The organism is Burkholderia sp. Tr-20390, from assembly GCF_017104595.1.
Lineage (GTDB): Bacteria > Pseudomonadota > Gammaproteobacteria > Burkholderiales > Burkholderiaceae > Burkholderia.
The window spans coordinates 1-272 of record NZ_JAAGPC010000470.1; the positions used below are offsets into that span (position 1 = coordinate 1).

At 74.3% G+C, this 272-nt stretch carries 1 protein-coding gene; it reads left to right on the forward strand.

All coding sequences use genetic code 11. The annotated features are described in order from the left end of the window. Nucleotides 1-272 (forward strand): BcsE family c-di-GMP-binding protein (locus tag G3N98_RS39590; protein ID WP_277396950.1); only part of this gene is annotated, 272 nt, incomplete at both ends.

Here is a 272-nt window from a genome sequence, read left to right on the forward strand (position 1 = left end):
CGTATCGGCACGGTGAGCCGGCTCGCGATCGACGGCTTGCCCGATACGTGGACGCAACTGGAAGCCGGCGGCCTGTACGCGATCTACGCGGCCGGCGGCACGCCGGCCTGCGACGCGCTCGTGTGGGAGAGCGCGCGACAGGCGCGCACGCGCGACGTGACGGTCGTGCTCGCGCGCGACGCGGCGCACGTCGCCGACCAGATGCAGGCACGCGGCTTTGCAGGCGGCGCGCAGCCGGCCGGCTGGCCGCGCAACCTGAACGTGCTGGCGAT